The 26,833-nt window shown below is 37.1% G+C and carries 32 protein-coding genes; 19 read left to right on the top strand and 13 right to left on the bottom strand.

The window, feature by feature from the left end:
• Nucleotides 1-228: 228 nt before the first annotated feature.
• From AC3FI7_RS19900 to ruvX, 3 genes are all read right to left on the bottom strand, one after another.
• A complete protein-coding gene (locus AC3FI7_RS19900; protein ID WP_142724241.1) occupies nt 229-789 on the bottom strand; it encodes a DUF5606 family protein in 561 nt (186 codons plus the stop codon).
• 75 nt (nt 790-864) lie between these two features.
• A complete protein-coding gene (def, locus tag AC3FI7_RS19895; RefSeq protein WP_002983577.1) occupies nt 865-1,437 on the bottom strand; it encodes a peptide deformylase in 573 nt (190 codons plus the stop codon).
• Nucleotides 1,434-1,850, bottom strand: coding sequence for a Holliday junction resolvase RuvX (gene ruvX, locus AC3FI7_RS19890; protein WP_142724243.1), 417 nt, complete (start codon nt 1,848-1,850; stop codon nt 1,434-1,436). Before ruvX ends, def begins: the two co-directional genes overlap by 4 nt.
• Before the next feature lie 115 nt (nt 1,851-1,965).
• Between ruvX and AC3FI7_RS19885 the strand changes: the two genes are divergently transcribed.
• Complete coding sequence (locus AC3FI7_RS19885) at nt 1,966-2,442, top strand: SixA phosphatase family protein (protein ID WP_142724244.1); 477 nt, start codon at nt 1,966-1,968, stop codon at nt 2,440-2,442.
• A 10-nt stretch (nt 2,443-2,452) separates the two neighbouring features.
• Entirely contained in the window at nt 2,453-3,316 is an 864-nt protein-coding gene (locus tag AC3FI7_RS19880) for an archaemetzincin (protein WP_491460750.1), read from the top strand.
• A gap of 221 nt (nt 3,317-3,537) precedes the next feature.
• Here the strand turns inward: AC3FI7_RS19880 and AC3FI7_RS19875 are convergent, their stop codons facing one another.
• Entirely contained in the window at nt 3,538-5,082 is a 1,545-nt protein-coding gene (locus AC3FI7_RS19875; RefSeq protein ID WP_343661323.1) for a serine hydrolase, read from the bottom strand.
• An 88-nt stretch (nt 5,083-5,170) separates the two neighbouring features.
• Between AC3FI7_RS19875 and AC3FI7_RS19870 the strand changes: the two genes are divergently transcribed.
• The 6 genes from AC3FI7_RS19870 (at nt 5,171) to AC3FI7_RS19845 (ending at nt 8,615) form a co-directional block, all read left to right on the top strand.
• Nucleotides 5,171-5,635, top strand: a complete 465-nt coding sequence (locus AC3FI7_RS19870) for a hypothetical protein (protein ID WP_142724247.1) — start codon at nt 5,171-5,173, stop codon at nt 5,633-5,635.
• A 57-nt stretch (nt 5,636-5,692) separates the two neighbouring features.
• The gene (locus tag AC3FI7_RS19865) at nt 5,693-6,142 is read left to right on the top strand and encodes a hypothetical protein (RefSeq protein ID WP_142724248.1); all 450 of its coding nucleotides are present in this window, start codon (nt 5,693-5,695) and stop codon (nt 6,140-6,142) included.
• A complete protein-coding gene (locus AC3FI7_RS19860) occupies nt 6,142-6,639 on the top strand; it encodes a metallophosphoesterase family protein (RefSeq protein WP_491460749.1) in 498 nt (165 codons plus the stop codon). The genes AC3FI7_RS19865 and AC3FI7_RS19860 overlap by 1 nt, the downstream gene beginning before the upstream one ends.
• Before the next feature lie 94 nt (nt 6,640-6,733).
• Complete coding sequence (locus AC3FI7_RS19855) at nt 6,734-7,228, top strand: DUF8465 domain-containing protein (RefSeq protein WP_491460748.1); 495 nt, start codon at nt 6,734-6,736, stop codon at nt 7,226-7,228.
• Nucleotides 7,229-7,246: 18 nt separating this feature from the next.
• Complete coding sequence (locus AC3FI7_RS19850) at nt 7,247-7,963, top strand: DUF3822 family protein (RefSeq protein WP_142724251.1); 717 nt, start codon at nt 7,247-7,249, stop codon at nt 7,961-7,963.
• A gap of 79 nt (nt 7,964-8,042) precedes the next feature.
• Complete coding sequence (locus tag AC3FI7_RS19845) at nt 8,043-8,615, top strand: RsmD family RNA methyltransferase (protein ID WP_142724252.1); 573 nt, start codon at nt 8,043-8,045, stop codon at nt 8,613-8,615.
• On the opposite strand, the gene AC3FI7_RS19840 is transcribed toward AC3FI7_RS19845, so the two are convergent.
• Entirely contained in the window at nt 8,612-8,959 is a 348-nt protein-coding gene (locus AC3FI7_RS19840) for a winged helix-turn-helix transcriptional regulator (RefSeq protein WP_142724253.1), read from the bottom strand. The genes AC3FI7_RS19845 and AC3FI7_RS19840 overlap by 4 nt on opposite strands.
• Nucleotides 8,960-9,043: 84 nt before the next feature.
• Here AC3FI7_RS19840 and AC3FI7_RS19835 point away from each other — a divergent pair, with 84 nt between their 5' ends.
• The gene (locus tag AC3FI7_RS19835; RefSeq protein ID WP_142724254.1) at nt 9,044-9,643 is read left to right on the top strand and encodes a nitroreductase family protein; all 600 of its coding nucleotides are present in this window, start codon (nt 9,044-9,046) and stop codon (nt 9,641-9,643) included.
• A 79-nt stretch (nt 9,644-9,722) separates the two neighbouring features.
• Here the strand turns inward: AC3FI7_RS19835 and murI are convergent, their stop codons facing one another.
• From murI to AC3FI7_RS19810, 5 genes are all read right to left on the bottom strand, one after another.
• Nucleotides 9,723-10,553 carry a glutamate racemase gene (gene murI / locus AC3FI7_RS19830; RefSeq protein ID WP_491460747.1) on the bottom strand — a complete coding sequence of 277 codons (831 nt, stop codon included), beginning with the start codon at nt 10,551-10,553 and terminating at the stop codon, nt 9,723-9,725.
• Nucleotides 10,554-10,612: 59 nt separating this feature from the next.
• Nucleotides 10,613-11,737, bottom strand: a complete 1,125-nt coding sequence (hemW, locus tag AC3FI7_RS19825) for a radical SAM family heme chaperone HemW (RefSeq protein WP_491460746.1) — start codon at nt 11,735-11,737, stop codon at nt 10,613-10,615.
• 51 nt (nt 11,738-11,788) lie between these two features.
• Nucleotides 11,789-12,739, bottom strand: coding sequence for a PorP/SprF family type IX secretion system membrane protein (locus AC3FI7_RS19820; RefSeq protein ID WP_142724257.1), 951 nt, complete (start codon nt 12,737-12,739; stop codon nt 11,789-11,791).
• Nucleotides 12,740-12,790: 51 nt separating this feature from the next.
• Nucleotides 12,791-13,864, bottom strand: a complete 1,074-nt coding sequence (locus AC3FI7_RS19815) for an RluA family pseudouridine synthase (RefSeq protein ID WP_172617050.1) — start codon at nt 13,862-13,864, stop codon at nt 12,791-12,793.
• Between the two features lie 73 nt (nt 13,865-13,937).
• Nucleotides 13,938-15,014, bottom strand: coding sequence for a PASTA domain-containing protein (locus AC3FI7_RS19810; RefSeq protein ID WP_343661332.1), 1,077 nt, complete (start codon nt 15,012-15,014; stop codon nt 13,938-13,940).
• Nucleotides 15,015-15,170: 156 nt separating this feature from the next.
• On the opposite strand from AC3FI7_RS19810, the gene AC3FI7_RS19805 reads away from it, so the two are divergent.
• From AC3FI7_RS19805 to AC3FI7_RS19790, 4 genes are all read left to right on the top strand, one after another.
• Complete coding sequence (locus AC3FI7_RS19805; protein WP_343661333.1) at nt 15,171-16,154, top strand: D-alanine--D-alanine ligase; 984 nt, start codon at nt 15,171-15,173, stop codon at nt 16,152-16,154.
• Nucleotides 16,155-16,158: 4 nt separating this feature from the next.
• Nucleotides 16,159-16,500 (top strand): hypothetical protein, encoded by a 342-nt coding sequence (locus AC3FI7_RS19800; RefSeq protein ID WP_491460745.1) that lies wholly within the window; start codon nt 16,159-16,161, stop codon nt 16,498-16,500.
• A 106-nt stretch (nt 16,501-16,606) separates the two neighbouring features.
• A complete protein-coding gene (coaD, locus tag AC3FI7_RS19795; RefSeq protein WP_002983612.1) occupies nt 16,607-17,071 on the top strand; it encodes a pantetheine-phosphate adenylyltransferase in 465 nt (154 codons plus the stop codon).
• Nucleotides 17,072-17,181: 110 nt separating this feature from the next.
• Nucleotides 17,182-17,814 (top strand): trimeric intracellular cation channel family protein, encoded by a 633-nt coding sequence (locus AC3FI7_RS19790; RefSeq protein WP_142724261.1) that lies wholly within the window; start codon nt 17,182-17,184, stop codon nt 17,812-17,814.
• A 68-nt stretch (nt 17,815-17,882) separates the two neighbouring features.
• On the opposite strand, the gene AC3FI7_RS19785 is transcribed toward AC3FI7_RS19790, so the two are convergent.
• Both AC3FI7_RS19785 and AC3FI7_RS19780 read right to left on the bottom strand, forming a co-directional pair.
• Nucleotides 17,883-18,452 (bottom strand): DUF2892 domain-containing protein, encoded by a 570-nt coding sequence (locus AC3FI7_RS19785; protein WP_142724262.1) that lies wholly within the window; start codon nt 18,450-18,452, stop codon nt 17,883-17,885.
• A gap of 149 nt (nt 18,453-18,601) precedes the next feature.
• Complete coding sequence (locus AC3FI7_RS19780; protein ID WP_142724263.1) at nt 18,602-19,099, bottom strand: dihydrofolate reductase; 498 nt, start codon at nt 19,097-19,099, stop codon at nt 18,602-18,604.
• Between the two features lie 73 nt (nt 19,100-19,172).
• Here AC3FI7_RS19780 and AC3FI7_RS19775 point away from each other — a divergent pair, with 73 nt between their 5' ends.
• From AC3FI7_RS19775 to AC3FI7_RS19755, 5 genes are all read left to right on the top strand, one after another.
• Nucleotides 19,173-19,778 carry a LemA family protein gene (locus AC3FI7_RS19775; RefSeq protein WP_002983620.1) on the top strand — a complete coding sequence of 202 codons (606 nt, stop codon included), beginning with the start codon at nt 19,173-19,175 and terminating at the stop codon, nt 19,776-19,778.
• Nucleotides 19,779-19,780: 2 nt separating this feature from the next.
• On the top strand, nt 19,781-20,209 hold the full coding sequence (locus AC3FI7_RS19770) for a TPM domain-containing protein (protein ID WP_172617051.1): 429 nt from the start codon (nt 19,781-19,783) through the stop codon (nt 20,207-20,209).
• Nucleotides 20,190-20,999 carry a TPM domain-containing protein gene (locus AC3FI7_RS19765; RefSeq protein WP_142724265.1) on the top strand — a complete coding sequence of 270 codons (810 nt, stop codon included), beginning with the start codon at nt 20,190-20,192 and terminating at the stop codon, nt 20,997-20,999. The genes AC3FI7_RS19770 and AC3FI7_RS19765 overlap by 20 nt, the downstream gene beginning before the upstream one ends.
• A gap of 193 nt (nt 21,000-21,192) precedes the next feature.
• The gene (locus AC3FI7_RS19760) at nt 21,193-21,714 is read left to right on the top strand and encodes an NAD(P)H-dependent oxidoreductase (RefSeq protein WP_142724266.1); all 522 of its coding nucleotides are present in this window, start codon (nt 21,193-21,195) and stop codon (nt 21,712-21,714) included.
• 3 nt (nt 21,715-21,717) lie between these two features.
• Nucleotides 21,718-23,607 carry a monovalent cation:proton antiporter-2 (CPA2) family protein gene (locus AC3FI7_RS19755; protein ID WP_343661336.1) on the top strand — a complete coding sequence of 630 codons (1,890 nt, stop codon included), beginning with the start codon at nt 21,718-21,720 and terminating at the stop codon, nt 23,605-23,607.
• Nucleotide 23,608: 1 nt separating this feature from the next.
• Here AC3FI7_RS19755 and AC3FI7_RS19750 read toward each other — a convergent pair whose 3' ends face one another.
• A complete protein-coding gene (locus AC3FI7_RS19750) occupies nt 23,609-24,436 on the bottom strand; it encodes a GIN domain-containing protein (protein ID WP_142724268.1) in 828 nt (275 codons plus the stop codon).
• Between the two features lie 253 nt (nt 24,437-24,689).
• Between AC3FI7_RS19750 and AC3FI7_RS19745 the strand changes: the two genes are divergently transcribed.
• Complete coding sequence (locus AC3FI7_RS19745; protein ID WP_142724269.1) at nt 24,690-26,831, top strand: M3 family metallopeptidase; 2,142 nt, start codon at nt 24,690-24,692, stop codon at nt 26,829-26,831.
• The last annotated feature ends 2 nt before the right edge of the window (nt 26,832-26,833 follow it).

Genomic DNA, 26,833 nt, shown 5'->3' with positions numbered 1-26,833 from the left:
GAAATTCAATCTTATACAAATGTAAGGGTTATTCAGGCATCATTACAAACGTTGGAAGTAAAAGTTGCAGAGTACAGAAATCCGTATAGATTTGATATGTAAACCTAACAGGTTTTCGAAACCTATTAGGTTGGGACTATTAGCACCCAATGATCTGCTGTCTGGAAAAACAAAAAAACCTTGTCAGGAAATTCCCGACAAGGCCTTGTATTTTTAATTCAAAATGAATTATCCTTGTTTTCTGTGTGTGCTCTTCGGAGCAGATTTTGCTGCTGAAGTCGCTTTCACTTTTGGTGCAGCCGGCTTTTCTGCTTTAGGAGCCGCTTTCTTAGCTTCTTTTTCAATGCTTACTTCTTCCGTAGCAGGCTCACCTTCTAAGGTTTCTGGTTCTGCTTTCACAAAACTTTCAGGAGTGATATATCCTGCTTTCTGAAGAATGTTATACCATTGAGCCAGCTTCTTGATATCAGAAGAATATACCCTTTCTGTATCATAATTGGGAAGTGATGCCAGCATAAAGTCCTTAAGCTCTGAATCTGAAGATTTATGAGAGATCGTTTCTTTATAATCGTTGTTCTTAGCAATATTTTCAAAAACTTCGAATAAAGGAACTTCTTTTTCAAATGTAAACATGGCAATATTGTCCAGTAAACTTACCTGGCTTGAGTTTCCAATGCTTACTTTTTTCTTGTTGGTAACATCTTCAATGATGAATCCGTTTCTTAATTGAGAAACTAATTTGTAAAGTCCTGGCTTTCCAGAAATTGAAATTATTTTTTCTAACAGCATAATTTTATTTTTTGTAAATTCTGCAATCAGCACTAGCTTTTTGCTTTTTATTATTTCTTTTTATCCTTGTTTAAATTATTTTGGAAATCTCATTTTGTAACCGATGCTTACATCCCCCTGAGAGATTTTTGTCAGTTTCCCCTTTACCAGTTTCTTCTTAAGAGCACTCAGGTGGTCGGTAAACAGAATCCCTTCAATATGGTCATATTCATGCTGAATTACGCGGGCTCTAATATCGGAAAAAGTTTCTGTATGTTTCACAAAATTTTCGTCATAATATTCTATAACGATCGTACCTTTCCTTTTCACATCTTCTCTTACATCCGGAATAGAAAGACAGCCTTCATTGAACTTCCATTCTTCCCCTGATTCTTCAAGGATCTGAGCGTTGATGAATACTTTTTTGAACTCAGCCAACTCATCTTTAATATCTTCATAATCCTCATCTTCTGCAAGAGGAGTCACATCTATTACAAACAGACGGATATCCAAACCAATCTGAGGCGCTGCAAGACCTATGCCATTGGCGCTGTACATCGTTTCGAACATATTATCTATCAGTTCCTGTAATCCGGGATAATCTTTATCTATGTCTTTTCCCACTTTTCTCAAAACAGGATCCCCAAAAGCTCTTATCGGTAAAATCATCTTAATCTTTGTTCTAAAAAATTCTGCAATATGATGGTTGCGCTTACTTTATCTATTAATCCTTTTTCCTGTCTCTTTTTTTTGCTTTTTCCGCTTTGGGAAATAAAAAAAGAAGCCATTTTAGAGGTAAACCTCTCATCAAAACGGTGAACCGCAATATCTGAAAATTCCTTTTTGAATGCCTCAATGAATTTTAAAATATCGGTTTCCACTTCAGAAACATTTCCTTTCAAATCTATGGGAAGCCCAATCACTACTTCATCCACCTTGTTTTCTCTGAAATATTTTTTCAAAAATTCCATTAGAGAACGGTTCTCAACAGTTTCCAGCCCGCTGGCTATAATCTGCATATCATCCGTTACAGCAATACCACAACGGGCCTTTCCGTAATCTATAGCAAGGATTTGTCCCATAAGTCTGCAAATTTAGTAAAATTTACTGATTTTATTCATAACGCAGTTTTTTTATATAAATCATGTTTTATTCCATTATTTTTTTTATAATTTTAATCTTCCAAAAAACAATCATATGAAGAAACTCATCCTCGTAAGACATGCGAAAAGCGACTGGCCAGAGGAAACAGAGGACTTTGACAGGCCTTTAGCAGACAAAGGTCTGGAGGATGCTATGCACATGTCCAGATTCCTGAAAAGCAATAATATTTCCATTGATCATTTTGTATCCAGTCCTGCAGTACGTGCACTGAATACCTGCAAAATTTTTAATCAGACCTATCAGCTGAACTGCTCCACTGATCAGAAACTTTATAATCCTTCGGAAAGAAGCTTTGAATCTGTAATTTATGACCTGGATGATAATCTGAACTCCGTCGCTCTCTTTTCTCACAATAATGGAATATCCAATTTTGCCAATTCCATTTCTGAGGATATTTTCCATTTTCCAACCTGCGGTGTAGCCGGTTTCGAGGTAGACTGTGAGTCGTGGTCACAGTTTGATGGGGCTAAAAAGAAGCTTTTATTCTTTTATGAGCCAGGGAAAATATAACTTTATTTTTTTGTTTTTTTATGCTGTAGTATTCATTCTTCTTTTTTCTTGCGAAAAACAGAAGAATTCCTACATTGAATCTATTGCACGGAATGATATAAAGCTTTCTTCTTCACCAAAACCAGGAAGCTGGCGTTATAATCATGATGAACGTTTCCAGACATTTGAAGATTTTCAGAAGTTAAGAAAAATAAAACCCGGACCTGGAAAAAATATCATTTATATTCAGCCTATAGGAACTTTTGATGAACTTCAGAAAAAGGAAATAGTACTCACAAAAGAATATTTAAAAATATATTACCAGCTGGAAACAAAAATACTGCCTGCTCTGCCCAATACTATCTTTCCTGAAAAAGTGAAAAGAATTTCAAAAGAAGGACAGGAACAGATTTTGGCAGGATATGTACTGGACAGCATCCTGATCAAAAGAAAACCCAAAGATGCTCTAGTCCTGATGGGAATTACAGAGAAAGATCTTTTTCCCAAACCGGAATGGAATTATATTTTCGGGTTGGCTTCTTATGAAGATGGTGTAGGAGTAACTTCAATGTACAGATTTGCTGACGGCCGCTTAACACATTCTAATTTTAATGAGAGCTTTTTAAGGTTAATAAAAATCAGCTCTCACGAAATTGGTCATATGTTCGGAATCAGCCACTGCCTGAATGCCAACTGTGTAATGAATGGAACGAATTCATTACCGGAAACGGATTATCACCTGGCCAGAGCCTGTTCGCTTTGCCAAAGAAAACTGAGTTCAAGCATCCACTATGATCATAAAAAAAGACTTCTTCAACTAAAAAATTTCTTTGAAAAGCAACATCTCAATACAGAGCTCACTTTAGCCAACCAGGATCTGAATCTTGTCCAGTAAACCATTATTTCTTTTACCTACACATTCCCCTCCACCGGAGGGATGGCAAAAAATTTATTTTTGACGGGGTGGTTCATTTCTGCTAAAGCCTTTTTTATTAGAACTCCTGTTATTTGTGAACAAATTAATACCATTGGTGTTAAAGAAAAAAGAACAGACTAAAGCCCGTTCTTTTTAATATTTTTCTAAGATTTTATCTTTTACTTTTTAGCCTTTTGTATTTATTTTCTTTTTAAATCCAGGTCATCAAAATCAAAACTGAAATCCGTCACATCAGAAACAGCCTTCAATCTTGCAGATTCTGCTTTCCCGTTTTCATCATAGTTGAAAATAATATAAGCATCCGCATCATAACTTCTGTCATCCCATTTAATAATAAAAGAATTATTGGAGTAAGGAAGCAGTTCTCCTTTTAATCTCGGAGAGTTTTTACATGAAATTCTGTACGTATTGCCCTGCTGTGTAATTTCTACATCACCAAACCAAACATCATTGTATGTTCCTACAAACTGTTCTGCTTTTGGCTGAAGACCTTTCTCTTTCTTAAAAGCTTCTGATTTTGCAAAAGCATCTTTCTTCTGCTTATCAAATTCAGCTTCCATTTTAGACATTCTCTCGCCATATGTTTTCAGCCAGTTTCTGTCGGCTATCCCAAGGTAAGAATCTTTCACGGTATTGGTAATCGTATTGAAAGCGGCCCCGGATTGCTGGTTGGTCAGTACAACAATTCCCAGTTTCATATCCGGTATTAAAGTAAATTGTGTAACTGTTCCGATTAACCCTCCGGTATGCTGTACCTGCTTGTGTCCTTTAACATCACTCAGGAACCAGCCTAAGCCGTATCCATAGAAACTCGTATCATAAGGATTCTTCGCTGCCACCCTATCTGGAATCTGTAAGCTCCAAAGCTGTTGGGCATTTTTATCAGAAACCAGTTTTTTTCCGTCTTTAGTCGTAAAATTATTTAAGAGACATTCTGCCCAGGTGGTCATGTCTTTAATATTACTCATAATTCCGCCGGCTGCATTGGCTGTTTCATTCCAGTCATGAGGAACGGCGATTGCTTTTCCATCTACAGGTGCATGGGCATCAATTTTATTGGCTACCGCTTTTGCTCTGTTGTAGCTTCCAAAACTTGAAGTCATTCCTACAGGTTTCATGATTCTCTGCTCAATAAATTCTGCCCAGCTTAATCCGGAAACTCTGTGAATGACTTCTCCGGCTACAATAAACATGATATTGTTATAATCCAGTTTTGTTCTGAACGGATTCTCCGGTTTCAGATATCTCACATTACGAACAATATCATTAACGGTTAAGCTCCCTCCTTCCGGAAAAAACATCAGATCTCCCTGCCCAAGTCCTAATCCGGCTCTGTGTGTGATAAGGTCTTTGATTGTAACATTTTGTGATACGTACGGATCATACATTTGGAACTCAGGAATATATTTTGAAACTTTATCATCCCAGTTCAATTTTCCTTCATCTGCCAAAATAGCTAATGCTGTACATGTAAAACCTTTAGAATTGGAAGCAATTCCTACTAAAGTGTTATCATCCATAGGCTGCCTGGAAGTGAGTGAACGTACACCAAACCCTTTGGAATAGATCATTTTTCCATCTTTTACGATTCCTACGGACATTCCCGGTACATCAAAGGTTTTCAGGGTGTTTTGGATCAGCTCGTCCAGCTTTTTTTCTTCAACCTGCGCATTGGCCAGTCCTACGGTCAAAAGAAAAATGAAAAAAGAAAGTTTCTGTTTCATTGTTTATTTTAATTTTCCCAAATTTACTAAATATTAAGCGATGCTAATTTTAGCAGTGTTAAAACTTTACGATAAATCAGTTGTCTTCATGAAAAAGCCTATTTCTATCTGTATTTTCTCTCTTCTTATGACCTGCGGTATAAAAGCTCAGGACAGAACTGCCAATCCTTTACTTTTACAGACCTGGAATCTCAATAAAATGGATACTTATATTTATACTTATGAGAAACAGGATGGTTTTGAGGCCAGAAGAGAGGGGCTCAGATTTCAGAAAAATGGAAAAATTACAGGAAATCTGATTAAATCCACATTAAAATATGATGCTCTTGAAGAGCCCGTTATTAAAAATGAAAAAGCTGACCGTTATATCGGGAGCTGGAAAAAAGCTTCAGATTCTACAGTAACCATAGTATTCCCATCCAATACGAATATGACCGGAACTTTTATTATATCAAAGCTTACTGAGAACCAGCTGAAGCTAAAAAAAGTTTTCAGTGCAGATATAGAAAAGAAAATGGATTCCATCAGAAAAACAAAAAATATCACTGAATAAGATCCCGGCTCAGTTTATGAAAGCTTATCTATATTTGCAATCTAAAAAAATAGTAAAATGACATTAAACAGATTATTGGCTTTCTTCTTACTGATGATAAGCTGTAATTTATATTTTTCCCAGGACGTCACCATCAAAGATGATAAAGTTTTACTGGATGGGAAACAGATCCTGAAAGCCGAAAAAATCAATGTGGCACAGTATTCTTTTTTCTCCATGAAAGACGATGAAGAAATTCTTCTTTACCGGTATATGGATAATGAAACCCCGCGGTACGTAAGTGATGATTATTTTATCCTGAATTTCCTGACGGAAAAAACCAAAGTAGAATCTACGGATTTAGGCAAAATCTCTAATTTTATGAATTCCAAAAAAGGAATGGAAAAGCTGGTAAAATGGCTATTGAAAGAAAGAGTAATCAATCATGACGGAGAATTAAATCCGGACCGTCTGGCTGTGTTCAAAGATAAATACCACGAAAACATTACTGAAAGAACCCTTAGATAATGACAAAAGTTCTTCTTCTTTCCGATTCCCATTCTTATATTGACGACCGCATTCTTGAATATGCTTCTCAGGCCGATGAAGTATGGCATTGTGGAGATTTCGGGAGTCTTGATGTGATTGAACAGCTGGAAAAGATTAAACCTCTGAAAGGGGTTTACGGAAATATTGACCATGCTAAAATACAAGCAGAATTTCCTGAAGTGAACCGTTTTTTTTGTGAAAAACTGGAAGTTCTGATGATCCATATAGGAGGTTATCCCGGAAAGTATTCTCCACTCACGAAAAAAGAAATTTCAGAAAAGGCTCCGAAATTATTTATTTCAGGGCATTCACATATTCTGAAAGCAATGTATGATGAGAAAAACAAGCTTCTCCATCTGAATCCCGGTGCGTGTGGAAAACAGGGCTGGCATAAAGTAAGAACAATGATGCGTTTTGCAGTGGATGGTGAGGAAATCAAAGATCTGGAAGTTATTGAATTGGGACCAAGAGCCTGACGGGATGAGAGGGTTTGAGAATTTGAGAGTTTGTGTTCATCCATTTTACTTTCTACCTTTGCAGAAATATTGGTTCAGAAAGGCCTTAAAAATTATGAAGATCGGCGATAAGGTTTCGGTAGTAGATGAAGATTTAAGCGGGGTAATTACTTCCGTAAAGGGGAATATTGTTGTTTTTAAAGATGAATATGGCTTTACTCATCAGTATCCGAAAGAAAAACTGGTTCCTAAAGATGCTGATCTGTATGAAAATATCAGAATAGTTAAAAAAGCAGAGCCTAAAAAAATTATTTCCAAGAAACATCAGAAAAATCATTTGGTTTTAGATCTGCATTTTCATAATTTGGTAAAGAATCCCAATGACTATGACAGCTTTGAAAGATTGTTTATTCAAAAGGAAAAACTGATCGAAGTGATTGAGTTCTGCAGAAAAAACAACCTCAAGAGGCTGGAAATTGTGCATGGTATTGGTGATGGCACTTTACAGCGTATGGTTCGTGATGTGTTGGAAAGCCAGCTCAATATTGATTTTTATAATAAGGAAATACTTCACCATCAATCAGGTGCGGTAATGGTAGAATTTCACTAAATTTGCAGGAATTGAAATATGAACGTACTTAATTTACTTTTTACCAAAGACGGATTGATCTGCCAGATTGTTAAAAACAAAAACATTCTGGAGGAAAAATCTTATTTCGTTACTGAAGAGACACCAGCCAATCTTATTGAACAGAAGCTGGACGAAGTTCTTATCAAGCAGCGTTATGAAGAAATCCATGTGATTTCGGCATTCAACCATTTTACCCTGATGCCGGAAGGTTTTTCTGAACATGATGCAGGATTTGATTTAATTGCCTTTAATGCTCCTGCTGACAGGGAAAAAGAAGAACTGATGCTCTCCATCAACAAAAAATTCAATATTCAGTTTTATTATACTTTCCCGAAAAGCTATTATAAAAAAATAAAAGAACTGGCTATACCTGCTCATTTTAACTTCTCCGGTGAAAAGTTTTTAAGCTCGATCAATAATAAAACCACTAAAGAAATTCACATCAACCTTTATCATAATCAATGCGAATTTTTTGCAATTGATAATAAGAAAATCATTCTTTATAATAACCTGGATGTGAATTCGGAAGTGGATTTTCTTTATTTTATCATGTTTACCTTAAGCAAAATCGGTTTCGGAATCAATGAGACCAGCTTTTATGCATATGGAGAAACAACGGAAAATGAAACCTTTATTTCCGAACTTCAGAAGTTTGTTAAAAACTTAAAAATTGTTTTTGACAATATTCCCAACAAAAATTTTATACTTAATTAGGTTGCAGGCCGCAGGAAATAGCAATTAAAACATATTCACCTGCCACCTAAAATCTATTACCCTAAACCCTAACAACAATATGTTCAGAATAATATCAGGCAAATGGAAAGCCAAAAAAATTGCCGCTCCCAAGAACTTTGAAGTAAGGCCTACAACTGATTTTGCAAAAGAGGCTTTATTCAGCATTCTGGAAAACAAATATGATATGCAGTCGATCTCTGTGCTCGATCTTTTTGCAGGAATTGGCTCTATCACTCTTGAATTTGCTTCCAGAGGATGCCAGAATATTACTTCTGTGGAAATGAACCCAAAGCATACAGCATTTATCAATACTACTGCTTCTGAGCTTGATATGGCACTACAGATCAATGTGCAGAGAGGTGATGTATTTGACTGGCTTAAAAAATTCAGAAATAAAAAATCATTTGAGATTGTATTCTCCGATGCTCCTTTCGAAATGGAAGAAAAAAAGTATCACGAACTGATTTCTCTGGTTTTAAACAATAAATATCTGAAAGAAAACGGAGTCCTTATTGTAGAACACCAAAGCCGTATGAAATTTGATCACCCGAATTTAATTGACACCCGAAAATACGGAAACGTAAGCTTCAGTTTTTTTGAACCGAATAAAGAAGATAATCAGGAACTTTAATTCCTGATTATTTTTTTTGAAATGACCGGAGCTTCCTCACCCCATTTTGTAATGGCCTCCAGAACGGGTAATAAAGTTTTTCCAAAAGAGGTTAATTCATACTCAACGACTAAAGGAGGTTTCTCTGTAAAAACTTTTCTGTCAACAATTCCATCTTCTTCCAGCTGTTTCAGCTGTAAGCTTAACGTTCTTTCTGTAATCGTAGGAATTGACTTCCTCAGTTCGTTATATCGCTTGGCACCATCAATCAGGTGATGTAAAATTACTGCCTTCCATTTCCCACCTATAAATTTCATGGTAACACTGGTACAGCAGGGATAGGATTTATTATCTATGGTATACATTTTTATACTATCATTTTTTACCGTTATTGCAAAGTTAGGAAACTTAAATTAATTTTGTAACTATAAAAATGATAGTATAAAATTATGAACTTTTTAGACCAAATGAAAAAAAGGTATACCGTAAAAAAGTATAACCCACAAGGAAAAATCACTGAAGAGAAAGTTGCAGAACTTAAAGAAATTTTACATCTCAGTCCATCTTCTATCAACAGTCAGCCGTGGAACTTTGTCTTTGTGAATGATCCTGAACAGAAGAAACGGCTGGGAGAAAAGTCCTATTTTAATAAGGAAAAAGTGTTGCAAAGCAGCCATATTATTGTCTTTCAGGTAATCAAAGATGTAGAGAATTTTGAAAAACAAATAGAAGAAAATCTTCCGGAAGGTGCTGTTAATTATTACCACACTATGGTAAAGCCTAAGGGAGAAGAAGCTGTAAAATCATGGTTGAGGCATCAGGTGTACCTGTCATTAGGTGTACTTTTATCTGCCTGTGCAGCGATGGGAATAGATTCTACTCCTATGGAGGGAATTGAGCCTGAAGGATATGATGCAGTTCTGAATAATGGGAAATATGAGACGTTGTTTGCTGTGGTTATCGGGGAAAGAGATGAAACGGATGCTAATCAGCCTAAATTCAATCCAAAGAAGAGACTGAAAGCTGAAAAAGTAATTGTGGAGGCATAGTAATAACACGAATTTCACAAATTATTTCACCAATGACACTAATAAAAAAGTCTGCGTCAATATGAGGCAGACTTTTTATTTATAGTACTTTCAATTCTAAATCAATTGTTTTTCCGAAGAATTTCTTAGAGATTTTTTCAAAATTCTTGGTAAGATCCGAAAGGTAGAAATGATAATTCGGTTTGGGGTTGTTATCATTTAAAAGATTGTATTTATCCAGGATAATCTTCAGATGATTGGCAACAATATTCGGAGAATCAATCACGCGGACTCTGTTTCCGTAATACTGTTTAATTTCATCAATTAAAAGAGGATAATGGGTACAACCCAGAATCAATGTTTCAATATTTCTTAATTTACTGTTGCTTAAATAATTATAGATGATAGCATGAGTGATCGGATGATTTTTAAATCCTTCTTCAATAGCAGGAACCAGCAATGGGGTAGCCAGCTCATCCACTTTGATCCATTTATTATGTTTACGGATACTCTTTTTATACAGCCCGGAATTCACAGTCGCTTTAGTAGCAATAACACCAACATTATTATGGATCTCGTAAGATACTTTTTCAGCAACCGGATTGATAACGTCTATCACAGGAACTCTTCCTGCAACAGACTGCATTACTTCATTCAATGCATTAGCCGTTGCTGTATTACATGCAATGACAATCGCCTTACAGTTCTGCTCCAAAAGAAAATTGGTGATTTTTGTAGAATATTCAATGATGGCTTCCTTGGACTTCTCTCCGTAAGGAAGGTGTTTGGTATCTCCAAAGTAGATCAGGTCTTCATGAGGCAGAAGTCTTTTGATTTCTTTGGCAACGGTAAGACCTCCTACCCCGCTGTCGAAAATTCCGATAGGCTGGCTTGGTGAAAGATGTGAATAATCTTGTTTTTTAGTTTTCAAGTGAACTGAAATTTTATACAAAAATAGTGAATTTATGGTATATCATATACATCAAAATACTATACAATAAATAAATCTGAAGCAATTCCATCTGCCATAAACCAATGTTTTTCAGGAATTTTCAAATGTCCGTTTTCAGTGATTAAAATACCTTCTTCCAATTTCGGCTTGATCTCTGTCTGAAAATGCTCCAGCACTCTGTCTGAAAATTTACTTTTTAAGCTGGTGAGATCTACTCCCCAAATGGTGCGTAAACCAATCATAATCATTTCATTAAACTGATCTTCCTGGGAAAGAATTTCTTCTTCTTTGGCTAACAATTTATCATTAAGCTTTTTAATATACTGCTGATTATTGGCCACATTCCAGCTTCTGATATCAAATCCGTTATAAGAATGCGCAGAAGGCCCTATTCCCAAGTATTCACGGTATTTCCAATAAGAAGAATTGTGCCGCGAATAGAAACCGGATTTTGCGAAATTGGAAACTTCATAATGTTCAAAGCCATGATCTTTTAAAAAGTCTGATAAATAATAGAATTCCCTGTTTTGCTCTTCTTCCTTCGGACTTTTTACCTTCCCTTTTGCAATCCAGTTTTCCAAAGCTGTTTTAGGTTCTACTGTCAGGGCATATGACGAAATATGAGGCACTTCCAAAGCAATGGCTTTATTCAGATTTTCTTTCCAGATCTCAAAATTGGAAGTAGGTGAACCATAGATCAGATCAATACTCAGATTTTCAAAACCGAAATCCTGAGCCCGTTTGATAGAGCTTTCTGCTTCAGAAGCACTGTGAGCCCTGTTCATGAGTTTCAGGTCATCTTCAAAAAAACTCTGAGTACCAATGGACAGTCTGTTCACTGAAGTTCCTGAAAGCTGTTTCAAGAAGTTTTTATCCAGATCATCAGGATTGGCCTCCAGTGTAATTTCAATATCTTTTTCAAAGCTGAAATAGCGCAATACTTCATCGATTAAAGAACTTATTTCATCCACGGAAAGAATAGAAGGGGTTCCTCCTCCGAAATACAGGGATTTCAGCGTTCTGTCCTGCAATTCATCTTTCCTGAGTAGTATTTCAGTTTTCATGGCACGAAGCATTTCATCCTTGAAATTCAAAGATGTTGAAAAGTGAAAATTACAGTAACTGCATTTCTGCTTACAGAACGGAATGTGAATGTATATCATAAAAAAAGCTCTGAAATTTTTCAGAGCTCAAATTTATTTAAATTAAATTGATTAGTATCTAAATCCTCTCACATTAATAAAGTTGTCAAAGTTATACCCTAAACCAATCATGAAGCTGTTTCCGCCATAGCTCTGGATATCAGATAATCCAAGGTTATAGGTAGCTCCGATCATGAATTTGTTGAATCTTACTTTTACAATGGGAGAGATACTCAGGTTCTGATTGTCAAATCTGTTCTGAACTGTTCTGTAGCTTACCCCAAAAGAGAATGCGTTGATATCATTAGAGAATGTTGCCATAAGGTTCCAGTCAATCATTCTCGTAGAGTTTGTATTAAGGTTAATTAATGCTGATGGTGCCAATGTAATATTATCAGCAATATTCCAGTTATATCCTAAATTTAAGAAGAATTTAATTGGAGAAGGCTCATAATTGTTTACAATAGAAGCGTCATTACTTAATGCAATATCGTTTACGGAAACACCCCCGAATAACCCTCTATAAGTGGCAGCCAAACCGAAGTTTGCATACACCATAAAGATGTTGCTTTCTTCCCCTCTTAATAATGGGTCACCCCCTTCTTCAGTGTTGATTTTTGAATAATCAAAGTTCATGTTATAGAAGTTAACACTTGTACCGAAAGAGAACTGATCTTTTCTGTCTCCTTCACTACTCAGAGGAATAAAATATGAAGCACCCGCTGTAATACCTCCTGCAGAAATAGGTCCGTTGCTATCTCTGAATACGGAAATACCAGCACCTACTCTATCAAAGATATTCGCATTGATCCCGATTGACTGTACATTCGGAGAATTGTTGAACTTTGAAAATTGTTGTTGATAATTGGCGTTGAGCTGTACGTAATCTGTTTTTCCGTATTGAGCTGGGTTGAACAGGAACTCACCATCCAAAAGATATTGCTGATAGTATGGTAGTGATTCTTGTGCTTTGTATGCATTTGACAAAAGAGCTAAACATACGATAGCATATAGTTTTCTCATAACAAATCTTGATTTCAATTCAACAAATATAAAAAAATTCTCAATATATTTTTAGTTTTCCAAATAATTTCTCCATTTTTTTACAGCATCCGCCATATCTTTAGGCATTGGGCTCTCAAAATATAATTCCTTCTTTGTAGTTGGGTGTATAAATCCGAGGGTATGTGCATGAAGGGCATGTCTGGGCAAAATCTCAAAGACATTTTTAATAAACTGCTTGTATTTTGGAAGATTTACCCCTCTTAGAGGAGTATGCCCTTCATATCTTTCATCATTAAACAAAGTATGCCCTATATGTCTGAAATGCGCTCTGATCTGGTGTGTTCTTCCCGTCTCCAGCTTACATTCCACCCAGGTCATATACTTGAATCTTTCCAGTACCTTGTAATGGGTTACTGCATGTTTTCCCTGGCTCCCATCTTCATAAACAGACATCTGCATTCTGTTTTTAGGATGCCTTCCGATATGCCCCCTGATAGAACCTTCGTCTTCCTGAAGGTTCCCCCATACGAAAGCCCAGTACAGTCTCTTCGTAGTCCGGTTGAAAAATTGTTTTGCCAGGAAGCTCAATGCATATTCATTTTTGGCGATCACTAACAGACCCGATGTATCTTTATCAATCCTGTGAACAAGCCCTACCCTGTCAAGATCGGATTTCTCACCATTCTTTTCAAAATGAAAGGCAAGGGCATTGACCAGCGTCCCATCCCAGTTTCCGAACCCCGGATGCACTACCATTCCAGCCTCTTTATCCACAACAACCAGATCATCATCTTCGTAAATAATATTCACAGGAATATCCTGTGGAATAATGACGTTCTCTCTCGGAGGATGTGCAAGCAGTACGGAGATCTGGTCTCCAGGCTTCACACGGTAATTCTGCTTTACCGGAATTCCGTTGACTATAACATTTCCGGCTCTGCAGGTCTGTGAAATTTTATTCCTTGAAGAATTCTGTCTGTATATTAAAAGAAACTTATCAATTCTTAACGGTTCCTGTTTGCTGTCAACAGTGATATTAAGATGTTCATACAATCCCTTATTTTCCTCATCAATATCGATGTTTTCAATACTGTTGGAATCTAATAATTCTTCATCCAAAAAATCGTCGTTATCTTCTGACATTGTTTTATATTTTTTTACGCAAAAGGCCTCAACATTTGCAGTTGAAGCCTGTATTTTTGATATTAACCTAATTTTATTCTACGACAACCTTCTTAGCTTTTGGCTTTTGAGCAGGCTGTTGAGTCGTTGCAGATGCTGTTGGCTTGGCCGTATTATTTCCCGCAGCATGAGTGCCATTCCCGACGGATGTTTTAGGCTTTTCAGCCGTAGTCTGAGTTTTAGGAGTCTCTGTCTTCGGAACTTCTGGCTTTGGAGTTTCTTTTTTAGGGGCCGGAGGGGGGACTACCGGAGCTTCGTAGCTTGGCTCGCTATGTACTTCTTCATAACGTACCGGAGGAAGTGAAGTATCTACTTTCATACGGTAGATAGAATTCAGCTGCTCTACTTTAGCTCTTAATTCTGCCGGAGTTTTCTTACTCGCCCAAAGATCAATCTGCATTCCCTGATCACGAACATCTCCTGCAGCAGGATCCTGATAATAAATAATATCAGATTCATCTCTGCCTCCATCTTCATGTTCCACCAATCCTACTTCAAACATGCTCTTTGCAATCACTACTCTGGCTTCTTTTACCGTAAGTCCCACTACATTAGGAATCGAAATATTTCTCATAGGACCAGATCCTACAACCACGTCAATAACTGAGAATCTTGGCAAACGGGTACCGGGGTTCACAGCGTTTCCTTTATAAAGAATTCTTAAAAGAGCGTCTTTCTGGATACTCGGCTCGTAGATCGTATCTCCGATCTTAAGACCTACCTGATCCAGTCTCTGGAAAGCCAGTCCTGAATATTTGTTGATTACATTCGGAATCGCAATTGGCGCCCATGTTCTTGGATTTACCTTAAGCGTTACGGTTCTTCCGTCTTTTACGCGGGAACCTGGCGCAGGATACACCTGCAAAACCTGAAATGGTCTGTATTTAGGGTCATAATTGGCACTGTCTACTTCATATTCCAATCCTGTATCATCTAGTATTTTAACGGCATCATGCACCGATTTATTTACAACATTGGGAACAGGGATTTCCTGCCCGTGATTAGTATGGTACTCCAACCAGCGAAATGTGAGCCACACCAGCCCAACGAAAACACCGATGGCTACTACTAAATTCAGTAAAACTTTCCAATTGAAAAGTGATTTAAGCATACTTAAAAATACTTTAATTATAACCGCAAATATAGCTAATAATTTTAGAATGGACTTTTTATTTAACACAATTCATTTTTGATTTTAAATTTTGTCGATTTCCCATATTGCATTATATAAAATGATTAAATTTGCCTTAATTGATACTATATGGTTATGAATAAAAAAAGTGTTGCCGTAGTAATGGGAGGCTATTCTGATGAATATGTCGTTTCTTTAAAAAGCGGGCAATTGATTTATGATTCTTTAGACAGAAATCTCTATGATGTATATAAAGTAGTAGTCCTTAAAGATGAATGGTATTTTTTAGGAGAAAATGATAAAAAATACGAGATCAACAGAGGTGATTTTTCTGTGACTTTAGAAAACGGAGAAACTTTGAAATTTGATGTCTGCTTCAATATTATCCACGGAACTCCTGGTGAAAACGGAATTCTTCAGGCATACTGGGACGCAATAGGTCAAAAGTATACAGGCTGTGGCTTCTATCAGAGCGCTCTTACTTTCAATAAAAAAGACACATTGGCAGTACTCTCAAAATATGGAATTCCTTCTGCAAAAAGTATTTATTTAAGAAAAGGTGAAGGCATCAATGTAGATGAGATCGTATCAGAATTAAAGCTTCCTTTATTTGTAAAACCTAATCAATCCGGATCTTCTCTGGGAATTTCAAAAGTAAAAGAAAAATCTGAATTGATTGCTGCTACTGAAATTGCCTTCAAAGAAGACGATGAAATTCTGATCGAAAGTTTCTTAAACGGCATGGAAGTCTCTGTAGGGGTTATTGATTTTAAAGGAGAAACCATTGTTTTAGGAATCACTGAAATTGTTCCTACCAATGAGTTTTTTGATTATGAGGCAAAGTATGAAGGCGCTTCTGAAGAAATTACACCGGCAAGAATCGACGAAGAAACCACAAAAAGAGTGGAAGAAATCGCAAAAAGAGCCTACAACTCATTAGGGATGAGCGGTTTTTCAAGAAGCGAATATATTCTGATGGATGGTATTCCTTATATGCTGGAAATGAACACCAACCCTGGGTTCTCTCCGGCAAGTATTCTCCCTCAGCAGGCAAGACATTATGGAATTTCCATCATGGATCTTTGTGGAAATGAAGTTGAAAAAGCACTTAATAAATAATCAAATGATGAGGCTTCTTACTATTTCATTATTTGTTTCTTCTTTGGCATTTGCACAGAACTACAAAACTCTTGAATTACAACTGCCTAAAAATTCGCTTGAACCCAAAAGCGTCAAATTTAGTGATGATGCTGTTTACCTTGATGATCAGAAGTGTTTCAATTACATTAAAAAGCATGATGTTATCATTGATCATGAAACAGTTCCCAATTATTTTGAAATCAGTTCTCTGGACAACAAAATCTTGTTTTCAGGAATTATAAAGAAAAATGAAAGTGGAGTTTTTGAAAGTAAGATTAAGTTTCATCCCATCGACAAAGTTTACAAAAATTACAGGAAGAAATGATTTGATTCTAAATCTGTCTTCCAATCAGGTTCTAAATAACAACTGCAGCCTCAATCTTGAAAACCTAAGGCTGTTTTACGAAAAATCAAACGAAAACAACTAGAATATGAAAATTGCTGTTTTCCCGGGATCATTTGATCCTATTACCTTGGGACATTACGACATTATAGAAAGAGCGGCCCCGCTATTTGATAAATTAATCATCGCTATCGGGCAGAACTCCCAGAAAAAATATATGTTCCCTCTTGAAAAAAGAATGGAATTTATCCAGAACTCGGTCGCTGAATTCCCCAATGTGGAGGTAGATTATTTTGAAGGGCTTACTGTTGACTACTGCTTTGAAAAAAACGCACAGTACATCATCAGAGGACTGAGAAATCCTGCCGATTTCGAGTTTGAAAAAGCGATTGCCCACACCAACAGAACTCTGGCCCACAAAAAACTGGAAACAGTATTTTTACTGACTTCCTCAGGAAAATCTTTCATCAGCAGCAGTATTGTAAGAGAGATCATTAATCATGGAGGAGAATACGAACTACTGGTTCCTGAGTCCGTGAGGGTGGAGCGATAAAAAAATATAATTGATGAGCGATAAATGATAATTGATATAATGGCCAAGAATTTGCTTAAGCAGAAATCATTCATCAATTATGATTTATCAACAATCATTTATAATTATATATGCACGAACAGTTCAATTTTGCTATAGAAGTCCTGGGGACTATTGCCTTTTCCATGTCCGGAAGTTTTGCAGCAATGCAGAAACGGCTTGATCCGTTCGGGGTACTTATTATTGCATTTGTAACTTCTGTGGGAGGAGGAACTGTAAGAGACCTGCTGTTGGATATCCCTGTATTCTGGATGCATGATCTTCTGACGTGTGCCCTGATTCTGATAACCAGTATTTTTTCAATGGTCTTCAAATCACTTGAGAAAAACTTCAAGGTAACCCTGTTTATTTTCGATAGCTTCGGTCTCGGGTTATTTACCATTATCGGGGTTCAGAAAGGTTTAAATGCAGAAATCCACCCTATGATCTGTATTGCACTAGGAACTATAACAGGCTGTTTTGGGGGGATAATCCGGGATATACTACTCAACAGGATTCCATTGATTTTTAGAAAGGAAATTTACGCTACGGCATGCATTGTAGGAGGTTCGGCATTTTTATTAATGACAAAATACACTGCGTTTTCCTATACTTTTGTACAGGTTTTTACTATCTTATTGATTGTTGCAATCAGAACTTTCGCTGTAAAATATCATTGGCAGATACCTAAATTTTATGGCCATGATCACAGCTCAGAAATGTAGAATAGAATTTTCACAGATATAAAAAAAGCACCTGAATCAGGTGCTTTTTTTATATTTTTAGTTGATGACTAGAAGAATTTCCCTCTGTTTCTCATATTAGGATTGTGCATATGCTTCTGCATGGTTGGCATTTTCAACTGCTCTTTCATCATTTTGATCTGATCGGTCATCATTCCTGCACTGTCTAATCTTTTTGCTTCTTCCAGAAGCTTCTGCCCTTCCTGCTTTCTTCCTTTGGAAATAGCTGCTGCCGCAAGATTCAAAGTTGCCATTGCTCTGTCATGTTTCATATTCAAACCATATTCCAAAGCTTTTTTCATAAAAGGCTCTACTTTCGCAGGGTGATCCTGAGCCTGGGTCAATCCTGTTAAATAGTGAAAATATCCGTATTGAGTTTTATGAAGTTGTGTTTTATAATCTGTTATTTTTGATAACCATTCTCCCGCTTTTTCCATATTCTGCTTTCTCAGCTGCCAGAATGCCAAAAGAATATACTCATTTTTAAAGAATAGCAAGATTGGAAATGCAGCTAATAGAAATACAACAATACCCCATCCCAGATTTCTTGTGAAAAACATCATATAAAGTCCTGCCAGGATAAGAAATGCTGCTACTGCAATTTTTATGTATTTATTCATTATTAAATTTTAGAAGTGCAAAGATAATAAATTTAGGGCTTAAAGTTCAAAAAGTCAATGGTGAATGGTCAATTCGCTGCGCTTGTTAATTTTTGTAGCTGTAAGAAATTCACAATTCACCTTGCATAGCAAAAATTGACTATTGGCCCCTAAGCTTCTTTCTTAATTTTTTCAAACGTCCGGAAACAGAAATCATAACCGTTCTTTTCGTCTTTCTCATGGCAGATTTCATTGGTCAACTTCCAGATTTTAGGATCTATTTTCGGGAAGAATGTATCGGCTTCAAGATCTGCTTTCACCAAAGTAACTTCAAGCCTGTCCACCACCTCCATTGTCTGTTCATAGATATTTCCACCTCCGATCACGAAAACTTCTTCATCAATCTTCTTTGCAAATTTCAATGCTTCCTTGATGCTTCCTACAATAAGAATTCCTTCTTCAAACCAGTCTTTTTTTCTTGACACAACAATGTTGGTACGGTTGGGAAGAGGCTTTCCAATACTTTCGTATGTCTTTCTTCCCATAATAACCGGATGCCCTGAAGTAATTTCCTTAAAATGTTTCAAATCTTTGGGAAGATGCCAAAGCAACTGGTTTTCAAAACCAATTTCATTTTTCTCTCCCATCGCCACCACTATTGTTGTCATTCAAATAATTTTTTACAAAATTAGCACATAATTTGTATATTTGGTTAGCACAAAAAATTTAAAAAAATAAACTATGAAAAATAAAGGATGTCTGGGTGCAGGAACCATTGGTATCGCCCTCCTTATTATTGTTGCTGTTCTATTCTTCTGGGGAAAAAGCGGCTATAACAACTTTGTCAACAAAGAACAGACTGTCAATGCAAAATGGTCTAATGTAGAAACTGTATATCAGAAAAGAGCCAACCTTATTCCTAACCTGGAAAGAACTGTAAAATCGTATTCAAAATTTGAACAGGAAACTTTAACTCAAGTTGTGGAAGCCCGTTCAAAAGCCACTTCTATCAATATTGATCCTACCAATATGACAGAAGCAGATCTGGCCAAATTCCAGGCAGCGCAGGGAGAATTATCAGGAGCATTAAGCCGATTGATGGCCGTGGTAGAATCTTATCCTAACTTAAAAGCAGACCAGCAGTATATCAATTTCCAAAGAGAGTACACTGCTATCGAAAACAGCATCAGAACTGAAACTGTTTATTACAACGATGCTGCACAGGATTACAACACGTCTATCAAGACTTTCCCGAATAATATTCTGGCGAATTTCACCAATTTTAAAGAAAAACCTTATTTCAAAGCTGACGCAGGAGCTCAGAAAGCCCCTGAAGTATTTAAATAATAATGGGTAATTTCCTAACAAATCAACAGATCGCTTCCCTCGTGGAAGCGATTCAGTCTGCGGAAGATCATTCTACGGGAGAGATCAGGATACACATTGATTCCAATACGGAAAACCGTGATGCTAAAAGAGCATTTGAAGTTTTTAAAAAACTTGGTATGGATAAAACCGCTGACAGAAATGCTGTCCTTTTTCACGTTAATTTTGAACAGAAATATCTTACTATTATAGGAGATATCGGAATTCATGAAAAGGTAAGACAGTCATACTGGGATCACCTTCACGATTATATCACTGCTGAATTTGCCAAAGGAAATTATTATAAAGCACTGAAAAGTGCCATCCTGGAAACAGGACTTGAACTCAAAAAACATTTTCCTGTAGAAGGAGAAAATCCAAACCAACTTTCAAATGAAATTACGTTCTCTTAAAATAGTATTTTCATTTTTATTGCTATGCTTTTACACTTTTGTATCAGCACAGTATACTATTCCTGAAAAACCTGCAGTTCTCTACCCGGTTTTTGATGAAGCCGGATTACTTTCCCAACAGGAAAAAGATGCGCTGAATAATAAGCTGATCAAGTTTGCTGATTCTACCTCAACGGAAATTGAAGTGGTGATCATCCGCTCCACCAAAGGAGAAGATATTAATTTTCTGGCAACCATGTTTGGAGAGAAATGGAAAATCGGGAAGAAAGATGTGGATAATGGCGTAGTTTTCCTGATTGCCACAGAAGACAGAACAATGTCTATTCAGCAGGGACGTGCTGTAGAGCAATATCTTACCGCTTCAGTAGCAGGACAGATCTTAGATTATATCGTCACTCCAAATTTCAAGAAAGGACTTTGGTATGAGGGAATCAATGGAGGAACCTCAGCCATTATGGAGGCAGTTCAGGGAAAATTCAAACCTGTGCCGACAACAGCTCCCTCCGGTAATGGGAGTGCCTTTAAAGTGCTTATCATTGCTTTTATTATTTTCATCATTATTGCTATACTTTTTGGTAACAGAGGAGGCGGACGCGGCGGAAACAATGATGATGACGATGATGTAATCATCACCAGAAGAGGACGCCGAAATTATCCCGGAGGTTTCTTCCCATTCCCGGGCAGCTTCGGAGGAGGTGGTTTCGGAGGTGGAAGTTCCGGTGGTGGCGGATTCGGAGGCTTCGGCGGAGGCGGAAGCTTTGGAGGCGGTGGTGCATCCGGAGGCTGGTAACAAATACATTTTAAAAATCATATAAATCAGGTCATTAACGACCTGATTTTTTTATTTAAAACACTAAAATAATACCAATTCTTTAACTTTTCTTAATGTTAAATTGATCTTTAGATATTAAAAAATTAACAAAACCACACAAAAACCGTCTTTAATTCAATATTTTTTCACTATATTTACTGAAAACAGGATTATGAAGAAGACGCTGGTAGTATTTGCACACCCTTACCTGGAGCACTCCAATTCGAATGTAGAGCTCATTAATTTCTACGTTCGTCACCAGCATTTTACCTTAAGAGATCTTTACGAAGAATATCCTGATTTTCATATCGCTGCCTTCAGAGAAAGGAAACGCCTTAAAAATTATGACCGGTTTATTTTTCAGTTTCCTCTGATATGGTTTGGAATGCCTCCGCTTCTCAGATTATGGATTGATGAGGTTTTCGACAGAGACTGGCTTAAGGAAGGTGAATACAATCCACTGGAGGGAAAAGAAGTTTATATTTTGGTCACTACCGGCGGAAAAGAAAGATCTTTCAGTAAAACAGGTACCTATCAATACTCCATAGAAGAACTGATTAGCGGACTGATTGTTTCTTTAAAAGTTTTCAAAGCAGACATTAAGCATATCAAAATCGTATACGAAGCCAACAAACTATCCAAAAAGGAAATTATTTTACATAAAAAAGAATTTACAGAACTTCTCAATCAATAACATATGGAATCCAGCTTAGCAATGAACACATTAATTTTCCTGGGGGTTGCCATTATCATGGTTCCATTGGCCAGGAAATTAGGGTTGAGCTCTGTCATCGGCTATATTTTAGGAGGAATTATCATAGGCCCATATGTACTCAGGCTTACAGGAAAAAATGTAGATGATATCATGCACGCCAGTGAATTCGGTGTCATCATGCTTTTGTTTCTTGTAGGATTAGAACTGGAACCCCGTAAATTCTGGGAAATGAGAAAAAAGATAATGGGACTGGGATTGTCACAGATGGTACTTACGATTGCATTATTATTCCTCGTGTTCATCAGTGCAGGATGGAGAATAGACAAAGCCGTTGCCATCGCTATGTGTTTTGCACTATCTTCTACAGCAATTGTTCTGCAGACCTTACAGGAAAAAAACAATCTCAAGACCACCGCCGGAGAAGCCTCATTCTCTACCCTGCTGTTTCAGGATATCTCTGTGATCCCTATTTTAGCCATACTCCCTATTGTAGCCAATTATAAAGCCAAGCATCATGATAATGAAATCCAGATTCTGATTCAGAAACTGCCGGAATGGCTTCAGGCAGGAACTGTAATTTTCGGTGTTGCCTTGCTTATTTTATTAGGAAGATATGTTTTTGTTCCCTTCCTCCGATATGTTTCAAAATCGGGAATGACAGAGTTGTTGACCGCCTCTTCTCTATTCCTTGTTATCGGGGTTTCAGAGCTGATGGTTGTTATAGGCCTTTCACCTGCATTAGGGGCTTTCCTTGCGGGGGTAATGCTTGCCAACAGTGAATTCCGCCATGAGCTGGAAGCACAGATTGATCCGTTCAAGGGACTTTTACTGGCTGTATTTTTTGTCAGCGTAGGTTCTACTATTAATTTTAATATTATTCAGAAAGACCCACTGTTTATATTCAGTACTGTTTTTGCTGTACTGGCTGTAAAATTTATCGTTTTATACACCATTGGAAAGTTTTTCAGAATAGATACTCCTCAAAGTCTTTTTTATGCATTTGCACTTTCTCAGGTAGGAGAATTTGCCTTTGTACTGCTTAATTATGCATCAGATCTTTATCTGTTAGGTCCCGAGATGAATGCACAGATGATGGCCGTTACGGCAATCACCATGTGTATCACTCCTATCCTGCTTATTATCAATGATAAATTTATTACTCCGAAATTCATTAAAGAAATTCCGGAAGAAGAGCATGATTTTAATATCCTTGGAAGTGAAGTTACCCAAAAGAAAATCATTATTGTAGGTTTTGGTCATTTCGGAAGTACCGTGGGACGTCTTTTAAAAGCTAATAAAATATCAGCAACAGTTCTGGACCGTGATTCTGACCGTGTAAAACTGCTCAGAAGCTACGGCTTTAAAGTCTATTATGGTGATGCCACCAGAATTCCTATTCTAAGGGCTGCAGGAATTGAAGAAGCTGAAATTTTGGTTTTATGCCTGGATGATCCGGATGACAATAAGTTTATTGCGGAACTGGTACGCGAACATTATCCTGATGTGAAAATTTTTGTAAGGGCTAAAAACAGGATTGATGCTTATGACTATCTGAATAACGGGATCAATCATATTTACCGTGAAACATTAGGAACAGCTGTGGATATGGCTGTGGATGTACTTCATGAAACGGGAATGAGAAAATATGCAGCAAGACGTCTCGGACAAAGATTTATGTCTATTGACAAAGCATCGATCAGAAAGCTGGCAAAAATGAAAGAAAATGATGATGACATTACGCTTTTTACCACAAAAGAAATCCTCCAGCGTGAGGAGGAATTATTAGCATATGATAATCTCAATTTTGACAATAAGAACTGGGAAGGTTCCTCATCTGCTGACGAAGAAGATGAGGATGAATCCCAGGATTAGTTTATTGGATGCTTACGCTTCCACCACTACTTTCCTCTTTGCTTACATTCTTGAGCTCTCCTTTTTTCGAAATATCTACACTTCCACCAGATGAAGCTCCAGCTTTCACACTGGAAACAGCACTGATGTGAACACTTGCTCCACTGGAAGCATCTGCTTCTACATCATCAGCAATGACTCCTTTAGCTGAAACGCTGCTGCCAGAAGAAGCACTGATATCCGCCTTTTTAGCTTTTCCGGAAAGATCAAGGGTAGATCCTGATGAAGATTCAATATCAAGATTCACAGCCCATATTTTACCATCGAAGCTACTGCTGCTGCTTACATTGATCTCCATATCATTAGCCTCCAGGTCTCCGGAGATGCTTCCCGCACTTGATGCTTCGATATCTGTCTTCTCCTGGGTAAACTTATCTTTTACAATAATTCTCGCTGCTGAATCTGCAAGGAGCTTTTTAAAATCTTTTGCATAAATTTTTGCAGTCACTTTGCTGATGTTCATCACTCTGATTCCCGGTTTATAATGAATATGCAATTTCCCACCATCATTGTCAATAAGAATTTCATTGATGATGCTTTGAGGAGCTGAAATTTCTACTCTTTCTGTTTCAGATTTTATAACCTCTGCCTCAATCGCCTGAGAAACCTGAATTTCATCAAAATCTCCGGTAAATTCTTTATGCTGCATTGGGCCTGATTCTTTGCTGACTACTTTTTCTACCCAATTATTCCCATCTCCATCCCTGTCTCTGTTTCTGTTCTCATGTTTATCATTACATGAGGCTAATGCCACTAAGGCTGAAAAAATAAATAAAGTCCTTGTTTTCATGCTTATTTCTTTTGTCAATTATTTGTTTGATTTCTTTATATCTAAATAACAACTAATTTATAAAAAATATTACATTACCATTGAAATTACTGCAAATACCTGCTATAGGGTTTTATGAAAGACTTTTCCTTAATTAAGCATATAGTTTGTTCATTTTAAATGTTCATAAAAAGGTTTCAGTAAATACGTCTGCTAACATATATCCTATGATGCAAGTTTTTAATATCTTTATGCTTTAATAACAATTATATTTATGAAGAATATTTCATCGGTATTATTAATTTCTGCCTTGGCGTTCAATCAATCTTGTACTACAATGAAACAGACCGATATTCAACAGGAGCTGCCTGCTCCTGATCCGTCTTTATCTTCAAATCCTTTTATGAAGAAAAGCAGGCTTCAATATGAAGCTCCGGAATTTGACAAAATCAAAAATGAACACTTCAAACCCGCTTTTGACTATGGTTTAAAGCAGCATGAAGCTGAAATTATAAAAATTGCCAACAATCCGGCAGCCCCTACTTTTGAAAATACCATCGTTGCACTGGAAAAAAGTGGTGAAGTATTGAGAAGAGCACAGATTGTATTCTCTAATCTTACCAGTGCCAATACGAACCCTACATTGCAGGCTCTGGATGAAGAATATGCTCCTGTTTTCGCAGCCCATTCTGATAAAATGTACCTGAATGAAAATCTTTACAAAAGAATACAATCCATTAAAGAAGACGGCCTTGATTCTGAAAGTAAGAGACTGGTTCAGTTTTATAAGCAAAACTTTGAAATCGCGGGAGCTAATCTTTCCGCTGCTGATAAAGAAAAGCTTAAGCAGATCAATCAGGAACTGGCTTCTCTTTCTACCCAATATGCCAACAAGTTACTGGAAGCAAGAAAGCAGGGAGGTGTATTTTTCTCAGATGCAAAAGAACTTGACGGACTTTCTGCTGATGAAATTGCAGCGGCTGCATCTGATGCCAAAACGGCAGGACAGCCGGGAAAATATCTTCTGGCTTTACAAAACACTACACAGCAGCCTCTTTTGCAAAACCTAAAAAACAGAGCAACCAGAGAAAAACTGTTCAAAGCTTCATGGACAAGAGCTGAAAAGGGAGATGCTAATGATACAAGAGCAACTATTGAACAACTCGCTAAACTGAGACTGAAAAAAGCTCAGATTCTGGGAAAGAAAAATTTTGCTGAATGGAAACTTCAGGACCAGATGGCAAAAACTCCTGAAGCAGCTACTAAGCTGATGAACCAGATCGCCACTCCGGCAGTGGAAACAGCCAGACGTGAAGCAAAAGACATTCAGGATCTTATTGACCAGCAAAAAGGAGGCTTTAAAGTAGAGCCATGGGACTGGAATTTCTATGCTGAACAGGTAAGAAAAGCAAAGTTTGATCTGGACGAAAGTGAAATAAAGCCTTATTTTGAGATTACAACAGTTCTTGAAAAAGGAGTTTTCTTCGCTGCTGAAAAATTCTATGGGTTAACTTTCAAAAAGAGAACAGATCTTCCGGTTTATCACCCGGATGTTGTAACGTATGAAGTTTTTGATCATGATGGAAAATCTATCGCCATCTATTATCTGGATTTCTATACAAGAGATTCTAAAAACGGAGGGGCATGGATGAGCAATTTTGTTGAGCAGTCTTATTTATTGGGCACAAAGCCTGTGATTGTTAACTGCTACAATTATCAGAAACCGGCTCCGGGAAAACCTTCACTGATCAGTTATGATGATGTTTCAACCATCTTCCATGAATTCGGACATTCTATTCATGGAATGTTTGCCAGCCAGAAATATCCTTCTCTTTCAGGAACGAATGTACCGAGAGATTTCGTGGAATTCCCATCTCAGATCAACGAGCACTGGGCTTTAGATCCTGTCGTTCTTAAAAATTATGCAGTACATTATGAAACAAAACAGCCTATCCCACAGGCTTTGGTAGAAAAAATCAAAAAGGCAGCTACATTCAATCAGGGGTATATGACTACTGAATTGGTTTCTGCTGCTGAGCTTGATATGGATTGGCATACTGTAAGCAATGAAAGCCAGTTTATTCCTGTTCTTGATTTTGAAAAGCAGTCTTTAGCCAATCATGGATTCAATCTGGCAACGGTTCCGCCAAGATATCATACACCTTATTTCGCCCATATCTGGGGAGGTGGATACTCAGCTGGATACTATGCTTACTTATGGTCTGAAACATTGGACAATGATGCATGGGAATGGATCAGTAAAAATGGTGGTCTCACCAGAGAAAATGGTGATCGCTTCAGAAAGTATATTCTTTCCGTAGGAAATTCTGTAGACCTGAACCAGGCATTCAGAGACTTTACAGGACACGATCCGGATATCAAACCTTTATTGAGAAACAGAGGGTTTATTAAATAATC

This window comes from Chryseobacterium sp. TQ-BC-N36 (assembly GCF_058382295.1).
This window is presented reverse-complemented; position numbering and strand designations above follow the sequence as displayed.

What these genes read in the sequence shown, in the direction of transcription:
- AC3FI7_RS19805 (WP_343661333.1), top strand. Translation starts at nt 15,171, where the DNA reads ATGAATAAAAAAAGTGTTGCCGTAGTAATGGGAGGCTATTCTGATGAA.
- AC3FI7_RS19875 (WP_343661323.1), bottom strand. Translation starts at nt 5,082, where the DNA reads ATGAAACAGAAACTTTCTTTTTTCATTTTTCTTTTGACCGTAGGACTG.
- AC3FI7_RS19765 (WP_142724265.1), top strand. Translation starts at nt 20,190, where the DNA reads ATGAAATTACGTTCTCTTAAAATAGTATTTTCATTTTTATTGCTATGC.
- AC3FI7_RS19755 (WP_343661336.1), top strand. Translation starts at nt 21,718, where the DNA reads ATGGAATCCAGCTTAGCAATGAACACATTAATTTTCCTGGGGGTTGCC.
- AC3FI7_RS19865 (WP_142724248.1), top strand. Translation starts at nt 5,693, where the DNA reads ATGACATTAAACAGATTATTGGCTTTCTTCTTACTGATGATAAGCTGT.
- ruvX (WP_142724243.1), bottom strand. Translation starts at nt 1,850, where the DNA reads ATGGGACAAATCCTTGCTATAGATTACGGAAAGGCCCGTTGTGGTATT.
- AC3FI7_RS19810 (WP_343661332.1), bottom strand. Translation starts at nt 15,014, where the DNA reads ATGCTTAAATCACTTTTCAATTGGAAAGTTTTACTGAATTTAGTAGTA.
- AC3FI7_RS19775 (WP_002983620.1), top strand. Translation starts at nt 19,173, where the DNA reads ATGAAAAATAAAGGATGTCTGGGTGCAGGAACCATTGGTATCGCCCTC.
- AC3FI7_RS19885 (WP_142724244.1), top strand. Translation starts at nt 1,966, where the DNA reads ATGAAGAAACTCATCCTCGTAAGACATGCGAAAAGCGACTGGCCAGAG.
- AC3FI7_RS19750 (WP_142724268.1), bottom strand. Translation starts at nt 24,436, where the DNA reads ATGAAAACAAGGACTTTATTTATTTTTTCAGCCTTAGTGGCATTAGCC.
- coaD (WP_002983612.1), top strand. Translation starts at nt 16,607, where the DNA reads ATGAAAATTGCTGTTTTCCCGGGATCATTTGATCCTATTACCTTGGGA.
- AC3FI7_RS19785 (WP_142724262.1), bottom strand. Translation starts at nt 18,452, where the DNA reads ATGAATAAATACATAAAAATTGCAGTAGCAGCATTTCTTATCCTGGCA.
- AC3FI7_RS19790 (WP_142724261.1), top strand. Translation starts at nt 17,182, where the DNA reads ATGCACGAACAGTTCAATTTTGCTATAGAAGTCCTGGGGACTATTGCC.
- AC3FI7_RS19835 (WP_142724254.1), top strand. Translation starts at nt 9,044, where the DNA reads ATGAACTTTTTAGACCAAATGAAAAAAAGGTATACCGTAAAAAAGTAT.
- AC3FI7_RS19855 (WP_491460748.1), top strand. Translation starts at nt 6,734, where the DNA reads ATGAAGATCGGCGATAAGGTTTCGGTAGTAGATGAAGATTTAAGCGGG.
- AC3FI7_RS19900 (WP_142724241.1), bottom strand. Translation starts at nt 789, where the DNA reads ATGCTGTTAGAAAAAATAATTTCAATTTCTGGAAAGCCAGGACTTTAC.
- AC3FI7_RS19845 (WP_142724252.1), top strand. Translation starts at nt 8,043, where the DNA reads ATGTTCAGAATAATATCAGGCAAATGGAAAGCCAAAAAAATTGCCGCT.
- AC3FI7_RS19850 (WP_142724251.1), top strand. Translation starts at nt 7,247, where the DNA reads ATGAACGTACTTAATTTACTTTTTACCAAAGACGGATTGATCTGCCAG.
- AC3FI7_RS19780 (WP_142724263.1), bottom strand. Translation starts at nt 19,099, where the DNA reads ATGACAACAATAGTGGTGGCGATGGGAGAGAAAAATGAAATTGGTTTT.
- hemW (WP_491460746.1), bottom strand. Translation starts at nt 11,737, where the DNA reads ATGATATACATTCACATTCCGTTCTGTAAGCAGAAATGCAGTTACTGT.
- AC3FI7_RS19760 (WP_142724266.1), top strand. Translation starts at nt 21,193, where the DNA reads ATGAAGAAGACGCTGGTAGTATTTGCACACCCTTACCTGGAGCACTCC.
- AC3FI7_RS19745 (WP_142724269.1), top strand. Translation starts at nt 24,690, where the DNA reads ATGAAGAATATTTCATCGGTATTATTAATTTCTGCCTTGGCGTTCAAT.
- AC3FI7_RS19820 (WP_142724257.1), bottom strand. Translation starts at nt 12,739, where the DNA reads ATGAGAAAACTATATGCTATCGTATGTTTAGCTCTTTTGTCAAATGCA.
- AC3FI7_RS19840 (WP_142724253.1), bottom strand. Translation starts at nt 8,959, where the DNA reads ATGTATACCATAGATAATAAATCCTATCCCTGCTGTACCAGTGTTACC.
- def (WP_002983577.1), bottom strand. Translation starts at nt 1,437, where the DNA reads ATGATTTTACCGATAAGAGCTTTTGGGGATCCTGTTTTGAGAAAAGTG.
- AC3FI7_RS19815 (WP_172617050.1), bottom strand. Translation starts at nt 13,864, where the DNA reads ATGTCAGAAGATAACGACGATTTTTTGGATGAAGAATTATTAGATTCC.
- AC3FI7_RS19800 (WP_491460745.1), top strand. Translation starts at nt 16,159, where the DNA reads ATGATGAGGCTTCTTACTATTTCATTATTTGTTTCTTCTTTGGCATTT.
- AC3FI7_RS19870 (WP_142724247.1), top strand. Translation starts at nt 5,171, where the DNA reads ATGAAAAAGCCTATTTCTATCTGTATTTTCTCTCTTCTTATGACCTGC.
- AC3FI7_RS19860 (WP_491460749.1), top strand. Translation starts at nt 6,142, where the DNA reads ATGACAAAAGTTCTTCTTCTTTCCGATTCCCATTCTTATATTGACGAC.
- AC3FI7_RS19770 (WP_172617051.1), top strand. Translation starts at nt 19,781, where the DNA reads ATGGGTAATTTCCTAACAAATCAACAGATCGCTTCCCTCGTGGAAGCG.